The following is a 24,591-nucleotide window of genomic DNA, read 5'->3' as shown; positions in this document are numbered from 1 at the left end:
GGTTTTTTTTCGGGTTTTCCCACGACGCCGACCATGGCCTCAGCCGGAATCCATCAGCGCAGGCGCCTGCGGCGCGGCCGCATGGCTTTGGAAAAACGCGAGAATGTCTTCCTTGCGCGCTTGCGCATCCCTGCGCCCCAGTGCGATCAGCTCGCCGGTGTAGGCGCCCTCGAACAACAGGTACGAGGCCAGCGCGGAACCGCGCGCCTCGGTGGCGCCGATGGCGCCGAGCAGCAGCCTGACAGGCCGCGGCAGCGCGTCGACATGCCGGGTCGCGATCGCGTCCAGCCTTTCGGAGGGTGCGATCACCAGCATTTCTATTGGCCGCAGCGGCGTCTGCCTGCGCTGCTCGGGCGTCAGCAGCTTGACCGTCTGGTTCACCCGCTGCATGCGCTCGATGTCGACCGCAAGGCTGTCCAGGAAAATACTGGACATGGCATGGCCGCCGATCTGCGCAAGACTCGGGTAGCCCGCCTGGCCGGTCACTTCGGCGGCGGGCTCGCTCAGCCTGCCGGCGCCTATCACCAGCACGCGGTCGGCGCCGAGGTGGATGGCGGGCGAGATCGGCGCCAGCTGACGCATCGAGCCGTCGCCGAAATACTCCCTGCGTCCTTCGCAGTAGAGGGGCGTGGCAGGAAAGATCAGCGGAATCGCCGAGGAGGCCAGCAGATGTTCGATCCCGATCTGGGCGCGCAGCGACAGGCGCTGCGAGCGCGACCAGGGCTCGATCTCGGCCTCTGACTGAAAGAAGGTGATATGCCTGCCGTTGGTGTAGGAGGAAGCGGTCACGGCAAGCGCATGCAGCGCGCCGGTGCGCAGCGCCGCGTCCAGGCGGGGCAGGTCGAGCATCCGGTGCAGCAAGGTGACCAGCGGCGTATTGTCGAGCAGGGAATTGGGCGGATTGGCTTTCCACTGGCGCAGCAGCCAGCCGAACGACAGCAGCGACAGCCAGCGCGCGCCGGATCGCAGCACGCCGAGCGAGTCCGCACGATAGACCTGCTCCGCCCGGATCTCTTCCCAGACGCCGAGCACCTTGCACAGCCCGGCATCGAAATCATCGGCGTGGCAGGCGAGCGCGGTGGCGTTGATCGCGCCGGCGGATGTGCCGCAGATGATGTCGTAGCGCGACCCGATCCGGGCCTCGCGCAGGATGGCCGACACGGCGTCGAGCACACCGACCTGGTAAGCCGCCCGCGCGCCGCCTCCGGTAAGGATCAATCCTGTTTTGCCCCCGTCTCCCATGCCGGCAGATTAGCAGGCGCAGGGCGATTTGAGGAGAGCGGCCGGATCAATCGCCGCGGACGTTGCCCTCGCGCCGCGGATCCGCGCCGCCGAACCACATCTCCTGGCCGCGCACATCGATGCGCATGATGCCCTGCAGGCCCGAGGTCTGTTCCATCATCCGCACTTCATGTCCCCTGGCCCTGAGCCGGGCGGCGAGTTCATCGCCCACGCGCCCCTGCTCCAGCTCGGTGGGGCCGTTGCGGCTGCCGAAGTTGGGCAGGCTGATTGCCTGCTGCACATCGAGACCCCAGTCGAGCGTGCCGATCAGGACCTTGGCGACGTAATTGATGATGGCCGATCCGCCAGGCGAACCGGTGGACAGCACCAGCTTGCGGCTCGCCCTGTCGAACACGAGGGTCGGCGCCATCGAACTGCGCGGACGCTTGCCTGCCTGCACCCTGTTCGCCACCGGACCGCCGGCGTCGCTGGCAACGAATGAGAAATCGGTCAGCTGGTTATTGAGCAGGAAGCCTCGCACCATCTGGCGCGAGCCGAAGGCGTCTTCGATCGAGCTTGTCATCGAGAGCGCGTTGCCTTGGGCGTCGACGACGGAAATGTGTGAGGTGGAGGGCAGTTCGGGCGATTGATCGATGCCGCCCGCGAGCACCCGCGCGCGCGGAATGCCCGGCTTGGCGGGCCCCATCGATCGCTCGCCGATCAGCGCTGCGCGTCCGGAAAGATAACTCTTGTCGACCAGCGGCAGCACGCTATTGCCGGGCAGCGGAACGAAGTCGGTGTCCGCCACATACCGGCCGCGGTCCGCATAGGCGAGCCGGCCGGCCTCGGAGAAAAGGTGCACCGCTTCCGCATCCGGCATGCCGCCGGCCGGCGCGAGCGCAGGCATGTCCCGTGTTTCGAGAATGCCGAGCATCTGCGCGACAGCGATTCCGCCCGACGAGGGCGGCGGCATGCCGCAAACCTGCCAGCGCCGGTAATCGGTGCATACCGCCTCGCGCAGCCGCGGACGGTAGGACGCGATGTCGGCGGCAGTGAGGAGGCCGGGATTCGCGGGATGGCTGCGCACCTTGGCTTCGATGTCGCGGGCGATCTGACCGAGGTAGAAGGCATCGGCGCCGCCCGCCGCGATGTCGCGCAGCACGGCGGCGAGTTCGGGATTCCTGAGCCGATGACCGACCGGCCAGGGCTTGCCCTGGCCATCGTAGAAATAGGCGGCGGCGGCAGGATCGCGCCTGAGGTACTGCTCGCTGGCGAGCATGGCTGACAGCCGGGGGCTGACCTCGAAACCCTCTTCGGCCAGGCGGATGGCCGGCGCGAACAGCGTGGCCCAGGGCAGCCTGCCGTGTGCGCGGTGCGCCATGTCGAGCATGCGCAGCACGCCGGGCGCGCCGACCGACCGGCCCCCGACCACCGCCTCATGAAAGTTCATGGGCTTGCCGGCGGCCTGGAACAGGTTTTCATCGGCGGCGGACGGCGCCGTCTCGCGGCCGTCGTAAGCCTGGACCTGCCGGCCGTCATGATGCAGGAGGAAGGCACCGCCGCCGATGCCCGACGATTGAGGCTCGACCAGCGTCAGCACCATCTGCACCGCGATGGCGGCGTCGATCGCGCTGCCGCCGGCTTGCAGGATGCGGTATCCGGCTTCGGTGGCGTACGGGTTGGCCGCCGCCACCATGAACCGCTTCGCCGTCACGCCTTGCTTCTCGGTATAGCCGGTGGCGCGCTCCGGCGCCTGGTTGCCGGCGGACGGCGGCGGTGGCGCGGCGCAGGCTGCAAGCGCCAGGGACAGCAGGGCGACAGGAAGACGATTCTGGTCATGGATGCCCCAGGGGCGGAGTGGAAGACAACGTCCCGCCGGGAGCCTGCGCTGCGCCGGCGGGCTCGTCCGGTCTGCTTACTTCGGCTGCATGCGGATGGCGCCGTCGAGACGGATGGTCTCGCCGTTGAGCATGACGTTTTCGATGATGCTCCTGGCGAGCTGCGCGTACTCCGCCGGCTTGCCGAGGCGCGGCGGGAACGGCACCATGCGGCCGAGCGAATCCTGGACTTCCTGCGGCATGCCGAGCAGCATGGGCGTTTCGAAGATGCCGGGGGCAATGGTCATCACCCTGATGCCGTTGCGCGAGAGGTCGCGCGCCATCGGCAAGGTGAGGCCGACCACGGCCGCCTTGGATGCGCCATAGGCGGCCTGGCCGATCTGGCCGTCGAAGGCGGCAACCGACGCGGTGTTGATGATCACGCCGCGCTCGCCGGATTCGTTCGGCTCGGTCTTGGACATCGCATCGGCGAGCAGGCGCGCCATGTTGAAGGTGCCGACCAGGTTGATGTTGACCACGCGCTGGAACACGTCGAGCGGATGCGGACCGTCCTTGCCGACCGTCTTGACCGCGGGCGCCACGCCGGCGCAGTTGATCAGGCCGCGCACCGTGCCCATGGCAGCGGCGGCCTCGGCGACCGCGCGGCCGTCGGCCTCGGAGGTGACGTCGCACTTGACGAACTTGCCGCCCAGCTCGGCCGCGAGCTTCTCGCCGGCCTCCACCTGCACGTCGGCCAGCACCACCTTGCCGCCGTTGTCGACGATCATGCGCGCGGTTGCCGCGCCAAGGCCGGACGCGCCGCCGGTGATCACGAAGACATTGTTCTGAATCTGCATGGGCTCCTCTCTTATGTGACGTTAACGTAAACGTAAATCCAGCCCATTGTAGCCACTGGCACCCCCAAAGCAAAGGGGCAGCCTCGGCTGCCCCCTTCCGGCCGGGTTGCGCTCAGGGCCGGGTGGCCGGCACGCCGTTCTGCGTCGCGGGCGCGCTCGCGGCGGGTGCGCCCTGCTGCCCTGCCCCGGCTTCGCTGCCGGCGACGGCGGGAAGCAGGGGTACGATCAGCAGTGCGACGATATTGATGATCTTGATCAGCGGGTTGACCGCGGGACCGGCGGTGTCCTTGTACGGATCGCCGACCGTATCGCCGGTCACCGCCGCCTTGTGCGCGTCCGAACCCTTGCCGCCGTGATGCCCGTCCTCGATGTACTTCTTGGCGTTGTCCCAGGCGCCGCCGCCGGTGCACATCGAGATCGCGACGAACAGGCCGGTGACGATGGTGCCCATCAGAATGCCGCCCAGCGCCGCCGGGCCGAGCAGCAGTCCGACCAGGATAGGCACGACCACCGGCAGCAGGGAGGGGATGATCATTTCCTTGATCGCGGCGGAGGTGAGCATGTCGACCGCGCGTCCGTACTGCGGCTTGGCGGTCCCTTCCATGATGCCCTTGATCTCGCGGAACTGGCGCCGGACCTCCTCCACCACGCTGCCTGCGGCGCGGCCGACCGCTTCCATCGCCATGGCGCCGAACAGGTAGGGAATCAGGCCGCCGATGAACAGGCCGATGATGACCATGTGGTCGGACAGATCGAAGCGCAGGTGCATGCCGCGCGCTTCGAGCGCATGGGTATAGTCGGCGAACAGCACCAGCGCGGCGAGGCCGGCGGAACCGATCGCGTAGCCCTTGGTCACCGCCTTGGTGGTATTGCCGACGGCGTCGAGCGGGTCGGTGATGTCGCGCACGCTGGCGGGCAGGTCCGCCATCTCGGCAATGCCGCCGGCGTTGTCGGTGATCGGACCGTAGGCATCGAGGGCGACGACGATGCCGGCCATGCTGAGCATGGCGGTGGCCGCGACCGCGATGCCGTAGAGTCCGCCGAGCGCATAGGCCGCGCCGATCGCCACGCAGACGAACAGCACCGGCCAGGCGGTGGACTTCATCGACACGCCGAGGCCGGCGATGATGTTGGTGCCGTGGCCGGTGGTGGAAGCTTGGGCCACGTGCTGCACCGGCTTGTAGTCGGTGCCGGTGTAGTACTCGGTGACCCACACCAGCAGCGCCGTGAGCACGAGTCCGACCACGCAGGCGCCGAACAGGCCGAGCGCGCCCACCGTCTTGCCGGCGCCGACCGCGACCGGCTCGGGGAACAGCCAGGCGGTGACGAAATAAAAGGCGATCAGCGAGATGATGCCGGAGACGATCAGCCCCTTGTACAGGGCCGGCATCACGTTGCGCATGCCGGGCGAGGCCTTGACGAATGCGCAGCCGATGATGGACGCGATGATCGAGACGCCGCCCAGCACCATCGGATAAAGCACCGCGCTGACCGGCGCGGCGGTCACCATCAGCGCGCCGAGCGTCATCGTGGCGATGAGCGTGACCGCATAGGTTTCGAACAGGTCGGCGGCCATGCCGGCGCAGTCGCCGACGTTGTCGCCGACGTTGTCCGCGATGACGGCCGGGTTGCGGGGATCGTCTTCCGGGATGCCGGCCTCGACCTTGCCGACGAGGTCGGCGCCGACGTCGGCGCCCTTGGTGAAGATGCCGCCGCCGAGGCGGGCAAAGATGGAAATCAGGGACGAGCCGAACGCCAGGCCGAGCAGCGGCTTGAGGCTGGCGGCGTCACCCTGGCCGCCGCGACTGACATACCAGTAGAACAGCGATACGCCGAGCAGGCCAAGTCCCACCACCAGCATGCCCGTGATCGCGCCGCCGCGGAAGGCGATATTGAGCGCCGGCCCGATGCCGTGGGTGGCGGCCTGGGCAGTACGCACGTTCGCGCGCACCGAGACGTTCATGCCGATGAAGCCGCAGGCGCCGGAGAGCACCGCGCCGATGACAAACCCGAGCGCCGTGTCGAAGTCGAGGAAGATGCCGATGAGGATGGCCAGGATCACGCCGACCAGCGCGATGGTCTTGTACTGGCGGGCGAGGTAGGCGCTCGCGCCCTGCTGCACCGCCGCCGCGATCTCCTGCATGCGGGCATTGCCGGGGTCCTGCTTGAGGATCCAGGAACGGGATATCAATCCGTAGATGACGGCGATGGCGCCGCAAGCGACGGCAAACCACAGGGCTGATGCCATATCGACTCCTCCATGTTGTTCACGACAAAGTTGAAACCAACGCGTTATGGAGGGCGCCGGTGGCATGCCTTGCTCCGGTCAAGTCTATGCCGTCGCCGTCCTCCGGGGAGCACGCTCCCCTCTGCTACGCACTGCAACACTTTTTCGTCACGACCTGAAGCCATCGTGCGGCAGTCTGTCGCTGCCCGGCCCGCAACAAACAAAAAAGCGGACCCTCGGTCCGCTTTCCGTTTTACTCCGCCAGCGCGGCGAAGACTTTGTCCCTGATCGTCTCCACCGGTCCCACGCCCGCGATCTTGCGGTATTTCGGCGCGCCCGGCTGACCGGACAGCGCCCACTTGTTGTAATAGTCGACCAGCACCTCGGTCTGCTCGTGATAGACGGAAAGACGCTTCTTGACCGTCTCTTCCTTGTCGTCATCGCGCTGGATCAGCTCCTCGCCGGTCTCGTCGTCCTTGCCCGCCACCCTGGGCGGGTTGAAGCTGACGTGATAGGTGCGGCCGGAACCCGGGTGGACCCGGCGTCCGCTCATGCGCTCGATGATGGCTTCGTCGGGGACGTCGATCTCGATCACGTAGTCGATCGCCACGCCGGCTTCCTTCATCGCGTCCGCCTGCGGGATGGTGCGGGGAAAACCGTCGAAAAGGTAGCCGTTGGCGCAGTCCGCCTGCTTCAGGCGGTCCTTCACCAGGCCGATGATGATGTCGTCCGAGACCAGCCCGCCGGCATCCATGACCTTCTTGGCTTCCAGGCCGAGCGGCGTGCCTGCCTTGACGGCCGCGCGCAGCATGTCTCCGGTCGAAATCTGCGGGATGTTGTACTTGTCCTTGATGAAGGTCGCCTGCGTGCCTTTGCCGGCACCTGGCGCTCCGAGGAGGATGAGGCGCATGGGAGTTTCCTAGACTTTGGTTTTAAATTCTTTTGTAGCCGGGCGTTTGCCCTGAAGACCTGCTTTGTATCACGCTAACATTGCATGAAACTTACCACAGAATCCGCGCGCTTCGTCGATTCAGGCCGATTTCCCGCCGATTTCTTGACCGAAGATACCGCGTACCCGCTCGAGGTCTTCCGGCGTATCCACCCCGGCCGCGGGCGCGCTTTCCGTGACATGGACGGCGATCGGGTGGCCGTGCCACAGCACGCGCAGCTGCTCCAGCGCCTCGACCTGTTCCAGCGGTGAGACTGGCATCCGGGGATAGGCTTGCAGGAAGTCATTGCGGAAGCCGTAGAGCCCGATGTGCCGCAGCGGCTGGTAGGCCGGCGGCAGCTGCTCGCGGCTGGCGGCAAAGCCGTCGCGGTGCCAGGGGATGGTCGCGCGCGAGAAGTACAGCGCGCGGCCGGCCTTGTCCAGCACGACCTTCACGACATTGGGATTGAATGCGTCGGCGGCGGTGTCGATCGGATGGGCGGCGGTCGCCATCGGCACGCCGGCGTCGATGCGGGCCGCGACCGCGGCGATCAGCGCGGGATCGATCAGGGGCTCGTCACCCTGCACGTTGACGATGACCGCGTCTGCCGGCAAGGACATGGCGGCGGCCACTTCGGCGATGCGATCGGTGCCGGAAGGATGGTCGGCACGGGTCATGTGCACCGCAATGCCGTGGGACCGGCAGGCGGCGACGATGTCGGGATGATCGGTGGCGACAGCGACCGAGGCGGCGCCGGAAAGCGCGGCGCGTTCCGCGACACGGACGACCATCGGCTTGCCGGCGATATCGGCCAGCGGCTTGTTCGGCAGCCGGGTCGACGCCAGGCGCGCCGGGATGATGACGGTGAAGGACATGGTTTCGGACAGGGTGGTCGGCGCCACCCCTTCGTTGCTTGTTGCTCTGTTGCTTACGGGGTTGCGGGCGTGCCTTCGGCGGCGGCATTGAGGTCGCGGGCTTCGTCGGCCCACATGATCGGGATGCCGTCGCGTATCGGGTAGGCCAGCCGGTCGCCGTTGCAGATCAGTTCCTGCGCGGCCTTGTCGTAGTCGAGCGGCCCCTTGCAGAGCGGGCAAACCAGGATATCAAGCAGTCGGGCGTCCACGACATTTCTCCGTTATTCGTTGCGCGAGCGCCGGGTCGACGCTGGCGGTCACCGGCACCACCCAGATGCGGGGGTCGTTCCGGATCGTATCAATTTGGCTGCATTTTACTGCATCCTTCTCGGTGATCAGGATGATCTCGGCGCCGATGGCGGAAAAAGGATTGTCGCGGAAGTCGTGGTGGTCGGGCAGCGGCAGCTCGGCAGGATCGAGTCCGGCGCCGCGCAGCATCGCGAAGAAGCGCGACGGATTGCCGATGCCGGCGGCGGCGGCGATTTTCCTGCCGGCGAATGACGGCAGCGGCAGCCGGCTGGCCGGCGCGGACAGCGCGTAAGCTTCGCCGGCGACGAGTCGCATCAGCCAGGCGCCGCCGGGAATTCCCGGGGGGATCGCGGTTCCGTTGACGACGGTGAAGTCGCGCCGGCGCGAGGCGGGCTCCCGCAGCGGGCCGGCGGGCAGCAACCAGCCGTTGCCGTTGCCGCGCGCGTCGCACAGCACCACCTCCACGTCCCGCCCGAGCCGGTAGTGCTGCAGGCCGTCGTCGGAAATGATGAGGTCGACGCCGGGATGTTCGGCCAGCAGCGCGCGCGCGGCGGCCACGCGGTCGCGGCACACGACGACGGGGCAGCCGGTGCGTCGCGCAATCAGGGCAGGCTCGTCGCCGGTCTGCGCGGTCGAGCTTGCCGCGCCGACCGAGAGGGGAAGTTCGCGTTGCGCGCCGTAGCCGCGCGAGATGACGCCGGGATGAAAGCCGGCCTGCCGCAACTGCTCGACCAGCCAGATGGTGAACGGCGTCTTGCCGGTACCGCCGACGAAGATGTTGCCGACCACCACGACCGGCACCGGCAGGGTTTCGGAAGCAAACAGTCCGGCGCGATAGCCGGCGCGGCGCAGGCCGGCAAGCAGCCCGAACAGCAGCGACAGCGGCCACAGCACGCAGGCAAGCGGACCGCGGCGCTGCCAGGCGCGCACCAGCCGCCGCTCCGCGCCGCCCTGCTCGGCGGGTCCCGTCATTTCTTGCCGCTGGTCTGGGCGGCGAAGGTGACTTTATCGAGTCCGGCCAGGCGTGCCGCTTCCAGCACGTTGATCACGGACTGGTGGGCCGCCATGGCATCGGCGTTGATGATGACGACCGGGTCCTTGCCGCGGCTGCCTACCGCGGACCTGAGTTCATCCGCCAGCGCCGCGGCATCGCGTGCGGCCACCTGGCGGTTGTCGAGCGCATAACGGCCCTGGGCGTCGACGGCGACGTTGATTTCGGCCGGCTGCTCCATTGCCTTTTCCGCGTCGGCGGTGGGGAGCGTGATCTGCAGCGCCGTGAACTTGCTGTAGGTGGTGGTCACCATCAGGAAGATCAGGATCACCAGCAAGACATCGATGAACGGAATCAGGTTGATGTCCGGGTCTTCGCGCCGGCTGCCTTTGCGAAAGTCCATCGGGTATTCCTTACTTGCGGTTGCCGTGCACGGTATCGACGAAGCGCACCGCCTGCTGCTCCATGTCGACGATGAAGGTGTCGACCAGCGCGCGGAAGTGGCGGTAGAAGACGAGCGCCGGCATGGCGATGGCGAGGCCGAAGCCGGTGTTGTACAGCGCGATCGAGATGCCGTGCGCCAGCTGGGCCGGATTGGTGCCGGAGGCGTTCTGCGAGCCGAAGATCTCGATCATGCCGACCACGGTGCCGAACAGGCCCATCAGCGGCGCCAGGGTGGCGATGGTGCCGAGGGTGGTCAGGAAGCGCTCGAGTTCGTGGGCGGTGCCGCGGCCGGCTTCCTCGATCGACTCCTTCATGACGTCGCGCGGCGCATTGACGCTGCGCAGGCCGGCGGCGAGCACGCGGCCGAGCGGCGAATTCTGCTCGAGGTTCTTCACCACCTCCGGACCGATCTTGCCGTTGTGGTAGACGCGGATCACTTCGTCGAGCAGGTTGGGCGGCAGGATGCGGGAACGGCGCAGGTACAATAGCCGCTCGATGATCAAGGCCAGGCCGATGACGGATGCAATCAGCAGCGGCCAGATCGGCCAGCCGGCGGCTTGGATGATGGCGAACAAAACAGACTCCTGGGGATTGGTTGCAGTCGGGATGCAGAATGTATCGTGTCGGGGCGGTACGGGCAAGCGCCTTCCCTTCGCTACCACAGAGCGTCGATGGCTCCGCGGGCTGTGGACAACTTTGTGGGCAAGCCTGTGAGGATGTCGAGAAGTACTTGATTCTTAAGAGTTTTTATTTTCCCCAGAGAAAAAGCCTCAAGGGCAATACCGAGGAAAATCAAGGACTTGTCCCGCCCCTCCCTGGCCTGTAATAAATTGTGACGTCCAGATGACGGCCCCATGCGGCTGTGGACAGTTTGAGAGTGAGAGCACAAGCATGAGCGCAGCAAGCGAATCCGGACCGGCCTCCCAGGTGATTTCGGTCTCGGCCCTGAACCAGGCGGTGTCGCGCATGCTCGAGCGCAGCTTTCCGCTCGCCTGGGTGTCCGGCGAAATCTCCAACTTCACCCGGGCCGCCTCCGGCCACTGGTATTTCACCCTCAAGGACGATGCGGCGCAGGTGCGCGCGGTGATGTTTCGCGGCCGCGCCCAGTACGCCGGCTTCACCCCGCGCGAAGGCGACAAGGTCGAGGTGCGCGCGCTGGTGACGCTGTACGCGCCGCGCGGCGACTATCAGCTGAATGTGGAAGCGATCCGCCGCGCCGGCGTCGGCAATCTCTACGAAGCCTTTCTGCGGCTCAAGGAAAAGCTCAACGCGGAGGGCCTGTTCGACCCGGCGCGCAAGCGGCCGCTGGCGCTGTTCGCGCGCACGGTCGGCATCGTCACGAGTCCGCAGGCCGCGGCGCTGCGAGACGTGCTGTCGACGCTGCGGCGGCGGGCGCCGCATGTGCGGGTGATCCTGTATCCGGCGCCGGTGCAGGGAGAAGGCGCGGCGCAGAAGATCGCGCAGGCGATCGCCACCGCTTCCGCCCGCGCCGAGGCGGATGTCCTGCTGGTCTGCCGCGGCGGCGGCAGTATCGAAGACCTGTGGTCGTTCAACGAGGAAGTCGTGGCGCGCGCCATCGCCGCCTGTTCGGTTCCCGTCATTTCCGGCGTCGGTCACGAGACCGATGTCACCATCGCCGACTTCGCCGCGGATCTGCGCGCGCCGACGCCGACCGCCGCCGCGGAGATGGCCGCCACGCCGCGCGCCGACTGGCTGGCGCTGCTTGCCGGCCAGGCCCAGCTGTTGCAGCGCGGGCTGCAGCGGCGCCTGGCCGAACGCGCGCAGACGCTGGACTGGCTGTCGCGCCGGCTGGTCAGTCCGTCGGCGGCCATTGCCCACCAGCGGCTGCGGCTGCGGTCGATGCAGGCCGGACTCGGTCACGCCACCCGGATTCCGCTCGCGGCGGCCCGCCATGCGCTGGCGCAGTGGCAGATCCGGCTCGGCGCGCAATTGCCGGATACCGGGGCGGCACGGCTGCGCCTCGGACGCGACGCCCAGCGGCTCGGCCTGCGCATGGCCAGCCTGACGGCCAGCCGGCGCCAGGCGCTGGCGGCGCTGGCGGCCCAGCTGGAACTGCTCAATCCGCAGCGCACGCTGGAGCGCGGATATGCGATCGTCAGCGATGCGCGGGGCCATGTGCTGCATTCGCCCGACGAATTGCGCCCGCGTCAGACGATCACGGTGCGGCTGGCGGGCGGCAGCGCCGAGGTCGGCGTTGCCAGCGTGCAGAAACCGCTCGCGTAGGCGGGATGCCTGCAGGACGGCCCGCGCGTCTCTGACGCCGGTCATGCATGCGAAACGCATCCGCCTTACAATGATCGCCTTTCCATAACAACATCAACCTCGCCACCGAAAGGAAGCAAAACATGGAACATACCCTGCCGCCCCTGCCCTACCCGATGGACGCTCTGCAGCCGCACATCTCCAAGGAGACGCTGGAGTTCCACTACGGGAAGCACCACCAGGCCTACGTCACCAACCTGAATAACCTGATCAAAGGCACGGAATTCGAAAACGCCTCGCTCGAAGACATCATCCGCAAGTCTTCCGGCGGCGTGTTCAACAACTCCGCCCAGGTGTGGAACCACACTTTCTTCTGGAACTGCATGAAGCCGAACGGCGGCGGCGCTCCGGCCGGCGCGCTGGCTGACGCGATCAACGCCAAGTGGGGTTCGTTCGACAAGTTCAAGGAAGAGTTCACCAAGTCCTGCGTGAGCAACTTCGGCTCCGGCTGGACCTGGCTGGTGAAGAAGACCGACGGCTCGGTCGACATCGTCAACACCTCCAACGCCAACACCCCGCTGACCGGCAGCGACAAGCCGCTGCTGACCTGCGACGTGTGGGAGCACGCCTACTACATCGACTACCGCAATGCCCGCCCGAAGTTTGTCGAGGCATTCTGGAATGTGGTCAACTGGGACTTCGTCGCGAAGAACTTCGCCTGATCCCGGCGGTGGCCGCCGCGGCCAGGCCCGGAAAGCCCGCTGCCCTGCCAGCGGGCTTTTTTGTGCCCGGCTGGGCTAGAATGCGCCACATCGCAGCCCTACCGACGCACGCAATGACCGCTTCCAAACCAGAATCCGGCATGTCCGCAGCCGACAGCAAGAACGGCGAAGACCGCTATTTCATCACCGCGCTCTCGCGCGGACTGGATGTGCTCGCGTGCTTCCGCTCCGGCGACACCTCACTGAGCAACCAGCAGATCTCGGAGCGCTGCGGCCTGCCCAAGTCGACCGTCACCCGCATCGTCTACACCCTGTCCAAGCGCGGTTACCTGACCCAGATAGAGGGCGGCCGGTATGCGCTCGGCAGCGCCACGCTGTCGCTCGGCAGCTCGATGCTGGCGCGGATGGACATCCGTCACTTCGCGCGGCCGCTGATGCAGGAGGTGGCGGACTTCGCCGGCGCGACCCTGGCGCTGGGCGTGCGCGACCGGCTGTCGATCATCTATACCGAAGTGGTCCGGAGCATGGCCACGCTCACGCTGAGCCTGCAGGTCGGCTCGCGCATTCCCATCGCGAGTTCGGCGATCGGGCGTGCCTACCTGGCGGGGGCTTCGGAACAGGAGCGCAACGCGATCCTGCGCCTGGCCAACGACCTCGACGAGTCGGCCGCCGACGCGGTGCGCGAAGGCATCAAGCGCGGCATCGCGGATTTCCAGGAATACGGCTGCGCCACCTCGTTCGGCGAGTGGCAGAAGGACGTCAACGGCATTGCCGTCACCTTCCGGGCGCCGGGCTCCATCGTCCATGTGATGAACTGCGGCGGGCCTTCGTCCAGCCTGTCACCCGAGTTCTTGCTCAACGATGTCCGGCCGCGTCTGCTCGCGCTGGCGCGGCGCCTGGAAAACGCGCCTGCGGGCTGAATAGTTTCGCATAGCAAAACTCTTCCAATTCCTTTCAGAACTATCCGGCCGGCGCGGCCCCTGCCCGCGCCGTCTGCCGCCCCGCTTGCTCTCTCTCTGGCACGGCGCTTATTGCCATTTACACAGGCGTCCCGCCCTGCTACTATCAACGCAACAGTGTGAAACGTAGTTTCACTGTGCAGAACTAGACAGCAAACCACTCTCTTCCCCTCGGCAGGAAACCCAATGGAAAGCGCTCTGTACGACATCGACGCCGGCGTGGCCGTCATCACACTCAATAATCCGTCCGTCAATGGCCTGGGACTGGATCTGCGTCGGGCGCTCGTGGCCCTGCTGGAGCGGGCGCATGAAGACGATTCGGTCAGGGCAGTGGTCCTGATCGGATCGGACCGGGCGTTTTCCGGCGGCGCCGACGTGAAGGAATTCGGCACCCCGAAATCCTCGCAGGAGCCGAATCTGCTGACCGTCATCCGTGCCGTGGAAAACGCTGCCAAGCCGGTGGTCGCCGCGATCGCGGGCGCCTGCATGGGCGGCGGACTCGAGCTGGCGCTCGGCTGCCATTTCCGCGTCGCGCGCGCGGATGCGCAGATCGCGCTGCCGGAAGTGAAGCTCGGCATCCTGCCGGGCGCGGGCGGCACCCAGCGCCTGCCGCGACTGGTGGGCCTCGATACCGCGCTCAACATGATCGTTTCGGGCAATGCGGTGCCCGCCGCGAAGCTGAAGGACACGGCGCTGTTCGACGCCATCGTCGACGACGACCTGCGCAAGTCGGCAGTGGATTTCGCACGCAAGGTGGCGCAGGAGCAGCGGCCGCTCAAGCGCGTGCGGGACATCCGCATCAGCGATCCCTACGGCGAGCCCTATCTGCAGTTCGCGCGCAATACGGTGGCCGCGACGGCACGGCATTTCCCGGCGCCGCTCAAGTGCGTGGAGGCGGTGGCGGCAGCCTACTTCAAGCCCTTTGACGAGGGCATGAAGATCGAGCGCGAAGCCTTCCTCTGGCTGCTGGCGACGCCGGAGTCGCGCGCGCTGCGCCATGCCTTCCTCGGCGAGCGGGCCGCGGCCAAGATTCCCGACGTGCCGGCGGACACGCCGCTGCGCAGGATCGAGCGCGTGTCGGTGATCGGCGCCGGCACCATGGGCGCCGGCATCGCGATGAACTTCCTCAACGCCGGCATCCCGGTGGTGCTGCTCGAGATGAAGCAGGAAGCGCTGGAGCGCGGCCTGGCCGGCATCCGCAAGAACTACGAGAACTCGATGAAGAAGGGCAAGCTGAGCCAGCAGCAGCTGGACCAGCGCATGGCCCTGCTGCAGCCGACGCTCAGCTACGCCGACATCGGCGGCACCGACCTGGTGATCGAGGCGGTGTTCGAAGACATGGGCGTGAAGGAGCAGGTGTTCAGGCAGCTCGACGAAGTGATGAAGCCGGGCGCGATCCTGGCCAGCAATACCTCGACCCTGGACATGAACCGCATCGCCTCGTTCACCCGCCGTCCGCAGGACGTCGTCGGCCTGCATTTCTTCAGCCCGGCCAACGTGATGAAGCTGCTGGAAGTGGTGCGCGCCGAGCAGACCGCGAAGGATGTGCTGGCCACCGTGATGCAGCTGGCGAAGACGATCAGAAAGGTGGCGGTGGTGTCCGGCGTGTGCGACGGCTTCATCGGCAACCGCATGCTCAAGTACTACCGCAATCAGGCCAACGAACTGCTGGAAGAAGGCGCCTCGCCGCAGCAGATCGACCGCGCGCTGGAGAAATGGGGCATGGCGATGGGCCCCTTCCGCATGGGCGATCTCGCCGGTCTCGACATCGGCTGGTCGATCCGCAAGCGGCTGTACGCGGAAAACCCGGGCATGAAGAAGTCGGTCATCGCCGACAGGCTGTGCGAGATGGGACGCTTCGGCCAGAAGACGGGCAAGGGCTGGTACCGCTATGAGCCGGGCAAGCGCGATGCGCTGCCCGATCCGCAGGTCGAGGAAATCATCGCCGCCGCCCGCGCCGAGGCCGGCATCACGCCGCGCAAGGTGAGCGACGAGGAAATCGTCGAGCGCTGCATCTTCGCGCTCGTCAACGAGGGCGCGCGCATCCTCGAGGAAGGCATCGCCCAGCGGGCGTCGGACATCGACATGGTCTACCTGCACGGCTACGGCTTCCCCGCGCATCGCGGCGGGCCGATGCTGTATGCGGAAACCGTCGGCCTGCCGGCGGTGGTGGACAAAATGCGCCGTTTCGCCGCCCAGCCTGGCGGCGACGCCGCGTTCTGGACCCCGGCGCCGTCGCTCGTCTGCCTCGCCAGGTCCGGCGAATCGTTCAACTAGGAGACACAGATCGTGAATGACGCTGTCATCGTATCCACCGCGCGCACCGGCCTGGCCAAGTCCTGGAAGGGCGCATTCAACATGACTTACGGGGCCACGCTCGGCGCCCACGCGGTGCGCGCCGCGGTCGGGCGCGCCGGCATCGATCCGGCCGAGGTCGAAGACGTCATCATGGGCGGCAGCCTGTCCGAGGGCACCACCGGCGGCAATATCGCCCGCGCGATCGCACTGCGCGCCGGCCTGCCGGTGAGCGCCGCCGGCGTGACGGTCAACCGCTTCTGCTCCTCCGGCCTGCAGGCGATCGCGATGGCGGCGCAGCGGGTGATGGTCGACCATGTGCCGGTGATGGTGGCCGGCGGCGTGGAGTCGATCTCCTGCGTGCAGAACGAGACCAACCGCCACATGCGCCAGGACCCCTGGCTGGTCGAACACAAGCCCGAGATCTACTGGAGCATGCTGCAGACGGCGGAGAACGTCGCCAAGCGCTACAACATCTCGAAGGAGGCGCAGGACGAGTATGGCGTGCGCAGCCAGTTGAGGGCGGCGGCGGCACAGGCGGCCGGCAGATTCGACGACGAGATCGTGCCGATGACGACCGTGATGGGCGTGGTCGACAAGGAAACCGGGCGCATCACGCGGCGCGAAGTGACGATCTCCGCCGACGAAGGCATACGCCCCGACACCACGCTGGAAGGCGTGTCGAAGATCCGCTCCGCGATGCCCGGCGGCGTCATCACCGCCGGCAACGCGAGCCAGTTTTCCGACGGCTCCTCGGCCTGCGTGGTGATGAGCGGGCGGCTCGCCGAAAAGCGCGGCATCCAGCCGCTCGGCATCTTCCGCGGTTTCGCGGTGGCCGGCTGCGAGCCGGACGAGATGGGCATCGGCCCGGTGTATGCGATTCCCCGCCTGCTGGAGCGCAACGGCCTGAAGATGGACGACATCGGCCTGTGGGAATTGAATGAAGCCTTCGCCTGCCAGGTGCTGTACTGCCGCGACAAGCTGGGCATTCCCGACGAGCTGCTGAACGTCAACGGCGGCGCGATCGCGGTCGGCCATCCTTACGGCGTGTCGGGCGCCCGCCTGACCGGCCATGCGCTGATCGAAGGCAAGCGTCGCGGCGCGAAGTATGTGGTGGTGACCATGTGTATCGGCGGCGGCCAGGGCGCCGCGGGCCTGTTCGAGGTCTGCTGACAAAATACAAGAGGAGACAAGGCAATGGGCGTCAAACAATTGTTCCAGCTCGACGGCAAGGTCGCGCTGATCACCGGCGGCTCGCGCGGGCTGGGCCTGCAGATGGCCGAGGCGCTGGGCGAGATGGGCTGCCGGCTGGCGATCACGGCGCGCAAGGCGGATGAACTGGCCGAGGCCAAAGCCCATCTCGAACAGATGGGCTATGAAGTGCTGACCGTGGTGAACGATCTGTCGAAGACGGCGGACATCCCGGCCATGGTCGACCAGGTGCTGCAGCGATTCGGCGTGATCGACATCCTCGTCAACAATGCCGGCGCCACCTGGAATGCGCCGGCGGAGCAGTATCCTGACGAAGCCTGGCGCAAGGTGCTGGGCCTGAACGTCGATGCGGTGTTCTTCCTCTCGCGCGAAGTCGCGAACCGCACGATGATCCCGCGCCAGCAGGGCAAGATCATCAACATCGCCTCGGTGGCGGGGCTGCGCGGCAGCGCGACCAATGTGACCACCATCGCCTATCACACCTCCAAGGGCGCGGCGGTCAACTTCACGCGTGCGCTGGCCTCCGAATGGGGCAAGTACAACATCAACGTGAATGCGATCTGCCCCGGCTTCTTCCCGTCGAAGATGTCGGCCGGCCTGCTAGAGAAGGTGGGCGAGCAGATCATCGCGCGCGCGCCGCTGCACCGCATCGGCAGCGATGAAGATCTCAAGGGCACCGTCGTCTTCCTCGCCTCCGAAGCCTCGCGCCACATCACCGGCCAGGCGATCGCGGTCGACGGCGGCGTCAGCGCGGTCTGACCGGCGCGCGCCTTTTCCTCACGATTTTTCCTCTGCATTCATGAGCCAATCCTATCAAGACCGATTCGTCGGCACCCGTCCCGTCGCCCCGGCGCACGCATTCGATGTCGACCGTCTCGCGGCCTGGATGCGCGGGCATGTCGAAGGCTACAGCGGCGACCTGAGCGTCGAACAGTTCAAGGGCGGCCAGTCCAATCCCACCTTCCTGCTGTCCGCCGGGGGCAAGCAATACGTGATGCGCCGCAAGCCGCCCGGCACGCTGCTGCCGTCGGCGCATGCGGTGGACCGCGAGTACCGGGTCATCACCGCGCTCGCGAACACCGATGTGCCGGTGGCCCGCACCTATGCGCTGTGCGAGGACGAGTCGGTGATCGGCACCATGTTCTACATCATGGACTACGTGCAGGGCCGCATCCTGTGGGACCCCGCCCTGCCCGGCATGACGCCGCAGCAGCGCCGCGAGATCTTCGACGAGATGAACCGCGTGATCGCGGCCCTGCACAGCGTGGATTACGCGGCGGTCGGACTCGAGAGCTACGGCAAGGCGGGCAGCTACATCGAGCGCCAGGTGGCGCGCTGGACCAAGCAGTACCGCGCGTCCGAGACCGAGCACATCGAGGCGGTCGAGAACCTGATCGAATGGCTGCCGAAGAACATCCCGGCCGATGACGAGACCCGCGTCGTGCACGGCGACTTCCGCATCGACAACGTGATCTTCCACCCGACCGAGCCGCGCGTGCTGGCGGTGCTGGACTGGGAACTGTCGACGCTCGGCCACCCGCTGTCCGACTTCGCCTACCACTGCATGACCTGGCGCATGCCGCCGGAGCAGTCGCGCGGCCTGGCCGGCATGCCGCTGGCAGAACTCGGTCTCCCGACCGAAGCGGAATACGTGGCCGAGTACTGCCGCCGGACCGGACGCGGCGAGATATCCCAGACCAACTGGGAGTACTACATGGTGTTCAACATGTTCAGGCTGGTCGGCATCCTGCAGGGCATCGCCAAGCGCGTGCAGCTCGGCAATGCCGCCAGCGCGGAAGCCGCGAACACCGCCAGGCGCACCCGCCCCCTCGCCGAACAGGCCTGGCGGCTGGTGGAACAGATGCAGAAACAGTAAGCCGATCCGAACAGGCACAGGAGAACCGCAATGACTTTCATGTATTCCGACAAGGTCAAGGACCTGCAAAAGCGCGTGACCGCATTCATGGACGAATACGTCTATCCGGCGGAAAAGGTATTCGAAGAAGAGATGAACGCCGCCCGCCGCGCCGGCAATCCCTGGGTGCCGACGAAGATCGTCGAAGAACTCAAGCTGAAGGCGCGCGAGGCGGGCCTGTGGAATCTGTTCCTGCCGGAGTCGAAATACGGCGCCGGCCTGACCAACCTGGAATACGCGCCGCTGGCCGAGATCATGGGCCGCTCCCACATCGGCTCCGAAGTCTTCAACTGCTCGGCGCCCGACACCGGCAACATGGAAACCCTGGTGCGCTACGGCACCGAGGAACAGCAGCAGCAGTGGCTGGTGCCTCTGCTCGAGGGCAAGATCCGCTCCGCGTTCGCGATGACCGAGCCGGCGGTGGCATCCTCCGACGCCACCAACATCGAGGCGCGCATCGAGCGCGACGGCGACGAATACGTGATCAACGGCCAGAAATGGTGGACCTCCGGCGCCAACGATCCGCGCTGCAAGATCCTGATCTTCATGGGCAAGACCGCGCCCGACCATCCGAACCGCCACCGCCAGCAATCGATGATCCTGGTGCCCATGGATGCGCCCGGCGTCACCGTGCTGCGCCACCTGCCGGTGTTCGGCTTCGACGATGCGCCGCACGGCCATGCCGAGGTGCGCTTCGAGAACGTGCGGGTGCCGGCATCGAACATCCTGCTCGGCGAGGGCCGGGGCTTCGAGATCGCGCAGGGCCGCCTCGGCCCGGGCCGCATCCATCACTGCATGCGGCTGATCGGCCGCGCCGAGCGCGCGCTGGAAAAGATGTGCCGCCGCACGCTGGAGCGCACCGCCTTCGGCCGCAAGGTGGCCGACCAGGGCGTGACGCGCGAGCGCATCGCCAATTCGCGCATCCTGATCGACCAGGCGCGCTTCCTCGTGCTCAATGCGGCGCACATGATGGACACCGTCGGCAACAAGGCGGCCGCGAAGGAAATCGCGATGATCAAGGTGGCCGCGCCCAACATGGCCTGCCAGGTCATCGACTGGGCGATACAGGCGCATGGCGGCGGCGGCGTGTCCGAGGATTTCGGCCTCGCGCAGGCTTATGCCAGTTCCCGTACACTGCGGATTGCGGACGGCCCGGACGAGGTGCACCGGAACGCCATCGCCAAGCTGGAGCTGTCCCGCTACATGGAGCGTAACTGAGCCGAGCCTCGCCGAGGAAACGCGACCGCGCCGACGAACCGATACAGAAGAGAGACATGTCCGACCGCCATCTGGCCTTCTGGCCCGGCACCCTGCCGCAACACCTGACCGCACCGGAAACCAGCCTGTACTACAACCTGGAGGTTTCCGCCGCGCGCTATCCGAACAAGCCCTACATCCTGTTCTACGACACCCCGATCACCTACGCCGAGTTCAAAGACGAGACGGAGCGCATCGCCGGCTTCCTGCAGCAGGAATGCGGCGTCAAGAAGGGCGACCGGGTGCTGCTCTACATGCAGAACAGCCCGCAGTTCGTGCTCGCCTATTACGCGATCCTGCGCGCCGACGCGGTCGTGGTGCCGGTCAATCCGATGAACCTGACGCAGGAGCTGCGGCACTATGTGAAAGACACCGGCGCCACCACCGCCTTCGCCCCGCAGGACCTGTTCGACCAGATTTCGCCGCTGCTCGACGAGGGCATGCAGCACATCATCGTCGCCGCCTATTCCGATTACCTGAAGCGCCCCACCGACCTGCGCGTGCCCGATTTCGTCAGCGCGCCGCGCAAGGCGATCGACGGCAAGGGCGTCACCCTGTGGAGCGACGTTCTCGGGCGCGGTCTGCGTCCCGGCCCGCATACCGCCGGGCCGGACGACCTGTGCGTGATGCCCTACACCTCCGGCACCACTGGCAATCCGAAGGGCTGCATGCACACCCACCGCGGCGTCGTGTTCTCGGTGGTCGCCACGATGCAGTGGTTCAACACCGTGACCGATACCGTGCTGCTGTCGGTGCTGCCCTTCTTCCATGTGACCGGCATGCAGGGCAGCATGAACGGCCCGCTCTACCTCGGCAGCACCATGGTCGTGCTGCCGCGCTGGGACCGCGAGGTGGCGCTGGAATGCATACAGCGCTACAAGGTCCGTTCGCTGCAGGTCATCTCCACGATGGTGGTGGACATGCTCGCGCATCCCCGGGTCGCGGACTATGACCTGTCCAGCCTGCGCGGCATACGCGGCGGCGGCGCGGCGATGCCGGAAGCGGTGGCGCAGAAGCTGCAGGACCTGGTCGGCATTCCCTATGTCGAGGGCTACGGCATGTCCGAGACCATGGCCGCCACCCACATCAATCCGCCGCAGCGGCCGAAGAAGCAGTGTCTCGGCATCCCGATCTTCAACGTCGATTCCCGCGTGGTCGATCCGTCCACCTTCAGGGAACTGCCGCCGGGCGAAACCGGCGAGGTGGTGGTGTGCGCGCCGAACGTGATGCAGGGGTACTGGAACAGCCCGGACGCGACGAAGGAAGCCTTCGTCGAGATCGACGGCAAGCGCTTCCTGCGCACCGGCGACCTCGCGCGCACCGACGAGGACGGCTATTTCTTCATGGTCGACCGCCTCAAGCGCATGATCAATGCCTCGGGCTTCAAGGTCTGGCCGGCGGAGGTGGAAGCGCTGATGTACCAGCATCCCGCGATACAGGAAGCCTGCGTGATCGGCGCGCGCGATCCCAAGCGCGGCGAGACGGTCAAGGCGGTCATCGTGCTGCGCGAGGCTTACCGCGGCAAGATCACCGAACAGGAGATCGTCGACTGGGCGCATGCCAACATGGCGGCCTACAAGAGCCCGCGCATCGTGCAGTTCGTCGACGCCCTGCCGAAATCATCGACCGGCAAGCTGCAATGGCGCGAGCTGCAGGAAAAGGAAATGAAAGCCTGAGAGAGCGGACACAAGGAGGAGACGATGCGATTCGAAAACAAGGTGGCGATCGTGACCGGGGCCGCCAGCGGCATCGGCCGCGCGACCGCCGAAAGACTGGCGGCCGAAGGCGCGCGCGTGGCGCTGGTGGACCGCAACGAAGCGGCGCTGGCGGAAGTGGCGGCGTCCCTGCCGGCGCAATCCGGCGCCTGGTTTCGCGCGCTCGACATCGCCAATGAGGCGGCGGTGGAAAAATGCGTGGACGACGTGGTCGCACATTTCGGCCGGCTCGACGTACTGTGCAATAACGCCGGCATCTCCGGCGGCGACTATTCCCCGATCACCGACACCCGCACCGAGGTGTGGCAACAGATCCTGTCGGTCAACATCATGGGCGCGGTGCATTTCACCAAGTACGCGGCGCGCGTGATGCGCGACCAGCGCGGCGGCGCCATCGTCAACACCGCCTCGGTCGCCGGCGTGCGGTCCGGCGCGGGGGGAAATGCCTACAGCGCGTCCAAGGCGGCGGTGATCAACCTGACCCAGACCTGCGCCTGCGACCTGGGCGAATGGAATGTGCGGGTCAACGCGGTCTGTCCGGGCCTGATCGAGACCGGCATGACGGCACCGGTGTTCGAACGGGCGCGGGCGGCGGGCAAGGAAGACAAGCTGGGATCGCGTTGCGAGCTGCGGCGCTACGGGCGGCCGCAGGAAGTGGCGGCGGTCATCGCTTTCCTCGCCAGCGACGATGCGAGCTATGTGACCGGGCAGGCGCTGCCGGTGGACGGCGGCAATACCGCGTCGCTGAATCTGCCGGGCATGAAAGTCTGACCGGGCGCAGGCAAGCCGGCGGGCCGCTCCATGGAGCGGCCCTTTTTGTTTGCGCCGCCGCCCGCGGCGGCCGCCGCCTCACCCATACGGGGGATGTTGCGCGCGGCGGAGTGTCCCTATAGTCGACAGGAACAAGAACAGGAATACCTGCGACGACTAAAGGAGACAAGCATGCAACATGAAAGAACGAATCGCGCCCGCCGCCCGCGGGCCCGCGCGACAACCGCTGCCGCGGTCATGGCCGCCCTCGCGCTGTCGGCCTGCGGCAGCGGCGGCGGCGACGACGGCAAGACCGCGCTGCCCGAGGTGGTCGCGCCCGACGTGACCGTGGTGAAGACCGACAAGGGCAGCGTCAAGGGCGTCGAGTCCGACGCAAGTCTGCGCTTCCTCGGCATCCCCTATGCGGCGCCGCCCACCGGCGAGCGCCGCTGGAAAGCGCCGGAGCCGGCCACGGCCTGGACCGGCACCCGCGATGCAAGCAAGTTCGGCGGCACCTGTCCGCAGGCCGGCGGCGCGTTCGGTGGCGCCAGCGTGAACGAAGACTGTCTCTACCTCAATGTCTACACTCCGAAGGGCGACGGTCCCTTCCCGGTCATGGTCTGGATCCACGGCGGGGCGTTCACGTCGGGCGAAAGCAATGCCTACGACACCAGCAAGCTGGTCGAACAGGGCGTGGCCGTGGTCACGCTCAACTACCGTCTCGGCGCGCTCGGCTTCCTGGCGCATCCCGCCCTCACCGCCGAGCAGGGCGCTTCCGGCAACTACGGCCTGATGGACCAGCAGGCCGCGCTGAAGTGGGTGAAGAACAACATCGCTTCCTTCCGCGGCGATCCGAACAACATCACCATCTTCGGCGAGTCCGCCGGCGGCTTCAGCGTGATGTCGCACCTGGCCTCGCCGCTGGCGGCCGGACTGTTCAACAAGGCCATCATCCAGAGCGGCGCCTATTCGCTCAACCAGCCGCCGCTGGCCACGGCCCACACGGCCGGCAGCAACTACGCGACCGCGGCGGGCTGCACCGACCAGAGCCTGTCCTGCCTGCGCGGACTGACGGTGGAGAAAATCCTGGGTACCAGCCTGGCGAGCGTCTCTCCCATCGTCGACAACAGGGTGCTGACGACCACCGTGCGCAACGCCTTCGCCACCGGCGACTTCAACAAGGTGCCGACGATCGAAGGCAGCAACACCGATGAATACAGCCTGCTGTCGGCCGCGCGCATGGACCTGGTGCCCTCGGCCGGGCCGTTCACCGCGGCCAACTATCAGCCGCGGGTCTCGCAACTGATCGCCCTGAGCGGCAAGAGCTTCGCCGAGGTCGATGCCGAGTATCCGCTGGCCGACTACGCAAGCCCTGCCGAAGCCTATGACGCCATCGCCACCGACATGCTGTTCGCCTGCCCGAGCCGCGTCGCGGCAAGGCTGCGTACCGCCAGCGGCACGCAGGTCTACGCATACGAGTTCAACGACCAGAACGCGCCGATGATCTACCTGCCGCCCGCCACCCGGCCACGCTGGGGCGCCTACCATGCGGCGGAAATCCAGTACCTGTTCCCGACCACGCGGCCGGGCGTGACCTACAGCGCGGATCAGGAAGCGTTGAAGCGGCAGATGGTGAGCTACTGGACCCGCTTCGCCAGGACCGGCGATCCGAACGGCACCGGCCCCGCCTGGACGCCGTACAGCAGCACCGCCGATACGCGTCTTTCGCTTGAACCGGGGACCTCGACCACTACCGGCGATTTCGCCGCGCGCCATCACTGCGCGTTCTGGACCGGTTCCTGATTCCGTCACCTGTGCCACGTTGTACTTTGGGGATGCTTCGGCATCCCCTTTTTTCGTTGCGCGCGCCTCGCCGGCGGGCGTGTTTCTCGCG

General features: G+C 66.8%; 21 protein-coding genes. 11 read left to right on the top strand and 10 right to left on the bottom strand.

The window, feature by feature from the left end; translation table 11 throughout:
* Positions 1-39: 39 nt before the first annotated feature.
* The 10 genes from NCCP691_RS07485 to NCCP691_RS07440 form a co-directional block, all read right to left on the bottom strand.
* On the bottom strand, positions 40-1,242 hold the full coding sequence (locus tag NCCP691_RS07485) for a patatin-like phospholipase family protein (RefSeq protein ID WP_220807635.1): 1,203 nt from the start codon (positions 1,240-1,242) through the stop codon (positions 40-42).
* A gap of 46 nt (positions 1,243-1,288) precedes the next feature.
* A complete protein-coding gene (gene ggt / locus NCCP691_RS07480) occupies positions 1,289-2,917 on the bottom strand; it encodes a gamma-glutamyltransferase (protein WP_220807650.1) in 1,629 nt (542 codons plus the stop codon).
* Positions 2,918-3,136: 219 nt separating this feature from the next.
* Positions 3,137-3,895, bottom strand: a complete 759-nt coding sequence (locus NCCP691_RS07475) for a 3-hydroxyacyl-CoA dehydrogenase (RefSeq protein WP_220807634.1) — start codon at positions 3,893-3,895, stop codon at positions 3,137-3,139.
* 112 nt (positions 3,896-4,007) lie between these two features.
* Entirely contained in the window at positions 4,008-6,143 is a 2,136-nt protein-coding gene (locus NCCP691_RS07470; RefSeq protein WP_220807633.1) for a sodium-translocating pyrophosphatase, read from the bottom strand.
* 232 nt (positions 6,144-6,375) lie between these two features.
* The gene (gene adk, locus NCCP691_RS07465) at positions 6,376-7,032 is read right to left on the bottom strand and encodes an adenylate kinase (RefSeq protein ID WP_220807632.1); all 657 of its coding nucleotides are present in this window, start codon (positions 7,030-7,032) and stop codon (positions 6,376-6,378) included.
* Between the two features lie 120 nt (positions 7,033-7,152).
* Positions 7,153-7,926: a 3-deoxy-manno-octulosonate cytidylyltransferase gene (kdsB, locus tag NCCP691_RS07460; RefSeq protein ID WP_220807649.1), complete on the bottom strand. Its 774-nt coding sequence runs from the start codon at positions 7,924-7,926 to the stop codon at positions 7,153-7,155.
* 53 nt (positions 7,927-7,979) lie between these two features.
* Positions 7,980-8,174, bottom strand: a complete 195-nt coding sequence (locus NCCP691_RS07455; protein WP_220807631.1) for a Trm112 family protein — start codon at positions 8,172-8,174, stop codon at positions 7,980-7,982.
* Entirely contained in the window at positions 8,155-9,186 is a 1,032-nt protein-coding gene (lpxK, locus tag NCCP691_RS07450; RefSeq protein ID WP_220807630.1) for a tetraacyldisaccharide 4'-kinase, read from the bottom strand. The genes NCCP691_RS07455 and lpxK overlap by 20 nt, the downstream gene beginning before the upstream one ends.
* Positions 9,183-9,608, bottom strand: a complete 426-nt coding sequence (locus NCCP691_RS07445; protein WP_220807629.1) for an ExbD/TolR family protein — start codon at positions 9,606-9,608, stop codon at positions 9,183-9,185. The genes lpxK and NCCP691_RS07445 overlap by 4 nt, the downstream gene beginning before the upstream one ends.
* 10 nt (positions 9,609-9,618) lie before the next feature.
* Complete coding sequence (locus tag NCCP691_RS07440; RefSeq protein ID WP_220807628.1) at positions 9,619-10,224, bottom strand: MotA/TolQ/ExbB proton channel family protein; 606 nt, start codon at positions 10,222-10,224, stop codon at positions 9,619-9,621.
* A gap of 316 nt (positions 10,225-10,540) precedes the next feature.
* On the opposite strand from NCCP691_RS07440, the gene xseA reads away from it, so the two are divergent.
* The 11 genes from xseA to NCCP691_RS07385 all read left to right on the top strand — a co-directional run bounded on the left by xseA (position 10,541) and on the right by NCCP691_RS07385 (position 24,500).
* A complete protein-coding gene (xseA, locus tag NCCP691_RS07435) occupies positions 10,541-11,893 on the top strand; it encodes an exodeoxyribonuclease VII large subunit (RefSeq protein ID WP_238482347.1) in 1,353 nt (450 codons plus the stop codon).
* Between the two features lie 122 nt (positions 11,894-12,015).
* Positions 12,016-12,594, top strand: a complete 579-nt coding sequence (locus NCCP691_RS07430; RefSeq protein ID WP_220807626.1) for a superoxide dismutase — start codon at positions 12,016-12,018, stop codon at positions 12,592-12,594.
* Between the two features lie 140 nt (positions 12,595-12,734).
* Entirely contained in the window at positions 12,735-13,514 is a 780-nt protein-coding gene (locus NCCP691_RS07425; protein WP_220807625.1) for an IclR family transcriptional regulator, read from the top strand.
* A 225-nt stretch (positions 13,515-13,739) separates the two neighbouring features.
* Positions 13,740-15,830 (top strand): 3-hydroxyacyl-CoA dehydrogenase NAD-binding domain-containing protein, encoded by a 2,091-nt coding sequence (locus NCCP691_RS07420; protein WP_220807624.1) that lies wholly within the window; start codon positions 13,740-13,742, stop codon positions 15,828-15,830.
* 12 nt (positions 15,831-15,842) lie between these two features.
* On the top strand, positions 15,843-17,021 hold the full coding sequence (locus tag NCCP691_RS07415; RefSeq protein WP_220807623.1) for an acetyl-CoA C-acyltransferase: 1,179 nt from the start codon (positions 15,843-15,845) through the stop codon (positions 17,019-17,021).
* Between the two features lie 24 nt (positions 17,022-17,045).
* Positions 17,046-17,819, top strand: coding sequence for an SDR family oxidoreductase (locus NCCP691_RS07410; RefSeq protein ID WP_220807622.1), 774 nt, complete (start codon positions 17,046-17,048; stop codon positions 17,817-17,819).
* 40 nt (positions 17,820-17,859) lie between these two features.
* A complete protein-coding gene (locus tag NCCP691_RS07405) occupies positions 17,860-18,936 on the top strand; it encodes a phosphotransferase (protein ID WP_220807621.1) in 1,077 nt (358 codons plus the stop codon).
* A 30-nt stretch (positions 18,937-18,966) separates the two neighbouring features.
* A complete protein-coding gene (locus NCCP691_RS07400) occupies positions 18,967-20,193 on the top strand; it encodes an acyl-CoA dehydrogenase family protein (RefSeq protein WP_220807620.1) in 1,227 nt (408 codons plus the stop codon).
* Between the two features lie 56 nt (positions 20,194-20,249).
* Positions 20,250-21,908 (top strand): long-chain fatty acid--CoA ligase, encoded by a 1,659-nt coding sequence (locus tag NCCP691_RS07395; protein ID WP_220807619.1) that lies wholly within the window; start codon positions 20,250-20,252, stop codon positions 21,906-21,908.
* A 24-nt stretch (positions 21,909-21,932) separates the two neighbouring features.
* Entirely contained in the window at positions 21,933-22,718 is a 786-nt protein-coding gene (locus tag NCCP691_RS07390; protein ID WP_220807618.1) for an SDR family NAD(P)-dependent oxidoreductase, read from the top strand.
* Between the two features lie 171 nt (positions 22,719-22,889).
* Positions 22,890-24,500 carry a carboxylesterase/lipase family protein gene (locus NCCP691_RS07385; RefSeq protein WP_220807617.1) on the top strand — a complete coding sequence of 537 codons (1,611 nt, stop codon included), beginning with the start codon at positions 22,890-22,892 and terminating at the stop codon, positions 24,498-24,500.
* Positions 24,501-24,591 lie beyond the last annotated feature (91 nt).

Source organism: Noviherbaspirillum aridicola, assembly GCF_019656455.1.
GTDB lineage: Bacteria > Pseudomonadota > Gammaproteobacteria > Burkholderiales > Burkholderiaceae_D > Noviherbaspirillum > Noviherbaspirillum aridicola.
The sequence above is the reverse complement of the archived record's forward strand: the minus strand, read 5'-3'. Positions and strand labels throughout refer to the sequence as shown.

Coding starts and splice junctions, on each gene's coding strand:
- NCCP691_RS07485 (WP_220807635.1), bottom strand. CDS start 1,242: ATGGGAGACGGGGGCAAAACAGGATTGATCCTTACCGGAGGCGGCGCG.
- ggt (WP_220807650.1), bottom strand. CDS start 2,917: ATGGTGGCGGCGGCCAACCCGTACGCCACCGAAGCCGGATACCGCATC.
- NCCP691_RS07475 (WP_220807634.1), bottom strand. CDS start 3,895: ATGCAGATTCAGAACAATGTCTTCGTGATCACCGGCGGCGCGTCCGGC.
- NCCP691_RS07470 (WP_220807633.1), bottom strand. CDS start 6,143: ATGGCATCAGCCCTGTGGTTTGCCGTCGCTTGCGGCGCCATCGCCGTC.
- adk (WP_220807632.1), bottom strand. CDS start 7,032: ATGCGCCTCATCCTCCTCGGAGCGCCAGGTGCCGGCAAAGGCACGCAG.
- kdsB (WP_220807649.1), bottom strand. CDS start 7,926: ATGTCCTTCACCGTCATCATCCCGGCGCGCCTGGCGTCGACCCGGCTG.
- lpxK (WP_220807630.1), bottom strand. CDS start 9,186: ATGACGGGACCCGCCGAGCAGGGCGGCGCGGAGCGGCGGCTGGTGCGC.
- NCCP691_RS07445 (WP_220807629.1), bottom strand. CDS start 9,608: ATGGACTTTCGCAAAGGCAGCCGGCGCGAAGACCCGGACATCAACCTG.
- xseA (WP_238482347.1), top strand. CDS start 10,541: ATGAGCGCAGCAAGCGAATCCGGACCGGCCTCCCAGGTGATTTCGGTC.
- NCCP691_RS07430 (WP_220807626.1), top strand. CDS start 12,016: ATGGAACATACCCTGCCGCCCCTGCCCTACCCGATGGACGCTCTGCAG.
- NCCP691_RS07425 (WP_220807625.1), top strand. CDS start 12,735: ATGTCCGCAGCCGACAGCAAGAACGGCGAAGACCGCTATTTCATCACC.
- NCCP691_RS07420 (WP_220807624.1), top strand. CDS start 13,740: ATGGAAAGCGCTCTGTACGACATCGACGCCGGCGTGGCCGTCATCACA.
- NCCP691_RS07410 (WP_220807622.1), top strand. CDS start 17,046: ATGGGCGTCAAACAATTGTTCCAGCTCGACGGCAAGGTCGCGCTGATC.
- NCCP691_RS07405 (WP_220807621.1), top strand. CDS start 17,860: ATGAGCCAATCCTATCAAGACCGATTCGTCGGCACCCGTCCCGTCGCC.
- NCCP691_RS07400 (WP_220807620.1), top strand. CDS start 18,967: ATGACTTTCATGTATTCCGACAAGGTCAAGGACCTGCAAAAGCGCGTG.
- NCCP691_RS07395 (WP_220807619.1), top strand. CDS start 20,250: ATGTCCGACCGCCATCTGGCCTTCTGGCCCGGCACCCTGCCGCAACAC.
- NCCP691_RS07390 (WP_220807618.1), top strand. CDS start 21,933: ATGCGATTCGAAAACAAGGTGGCGATCGTGACCGGGGCCGCCAGCGGC.
- NCCP691_RS07385 (WP_220807617.1), top strand. CDS start 22,890: ATGCAACATGAAAGAACGAATCGCGCCCGCCGCCCGCGGGCCCGCGCG.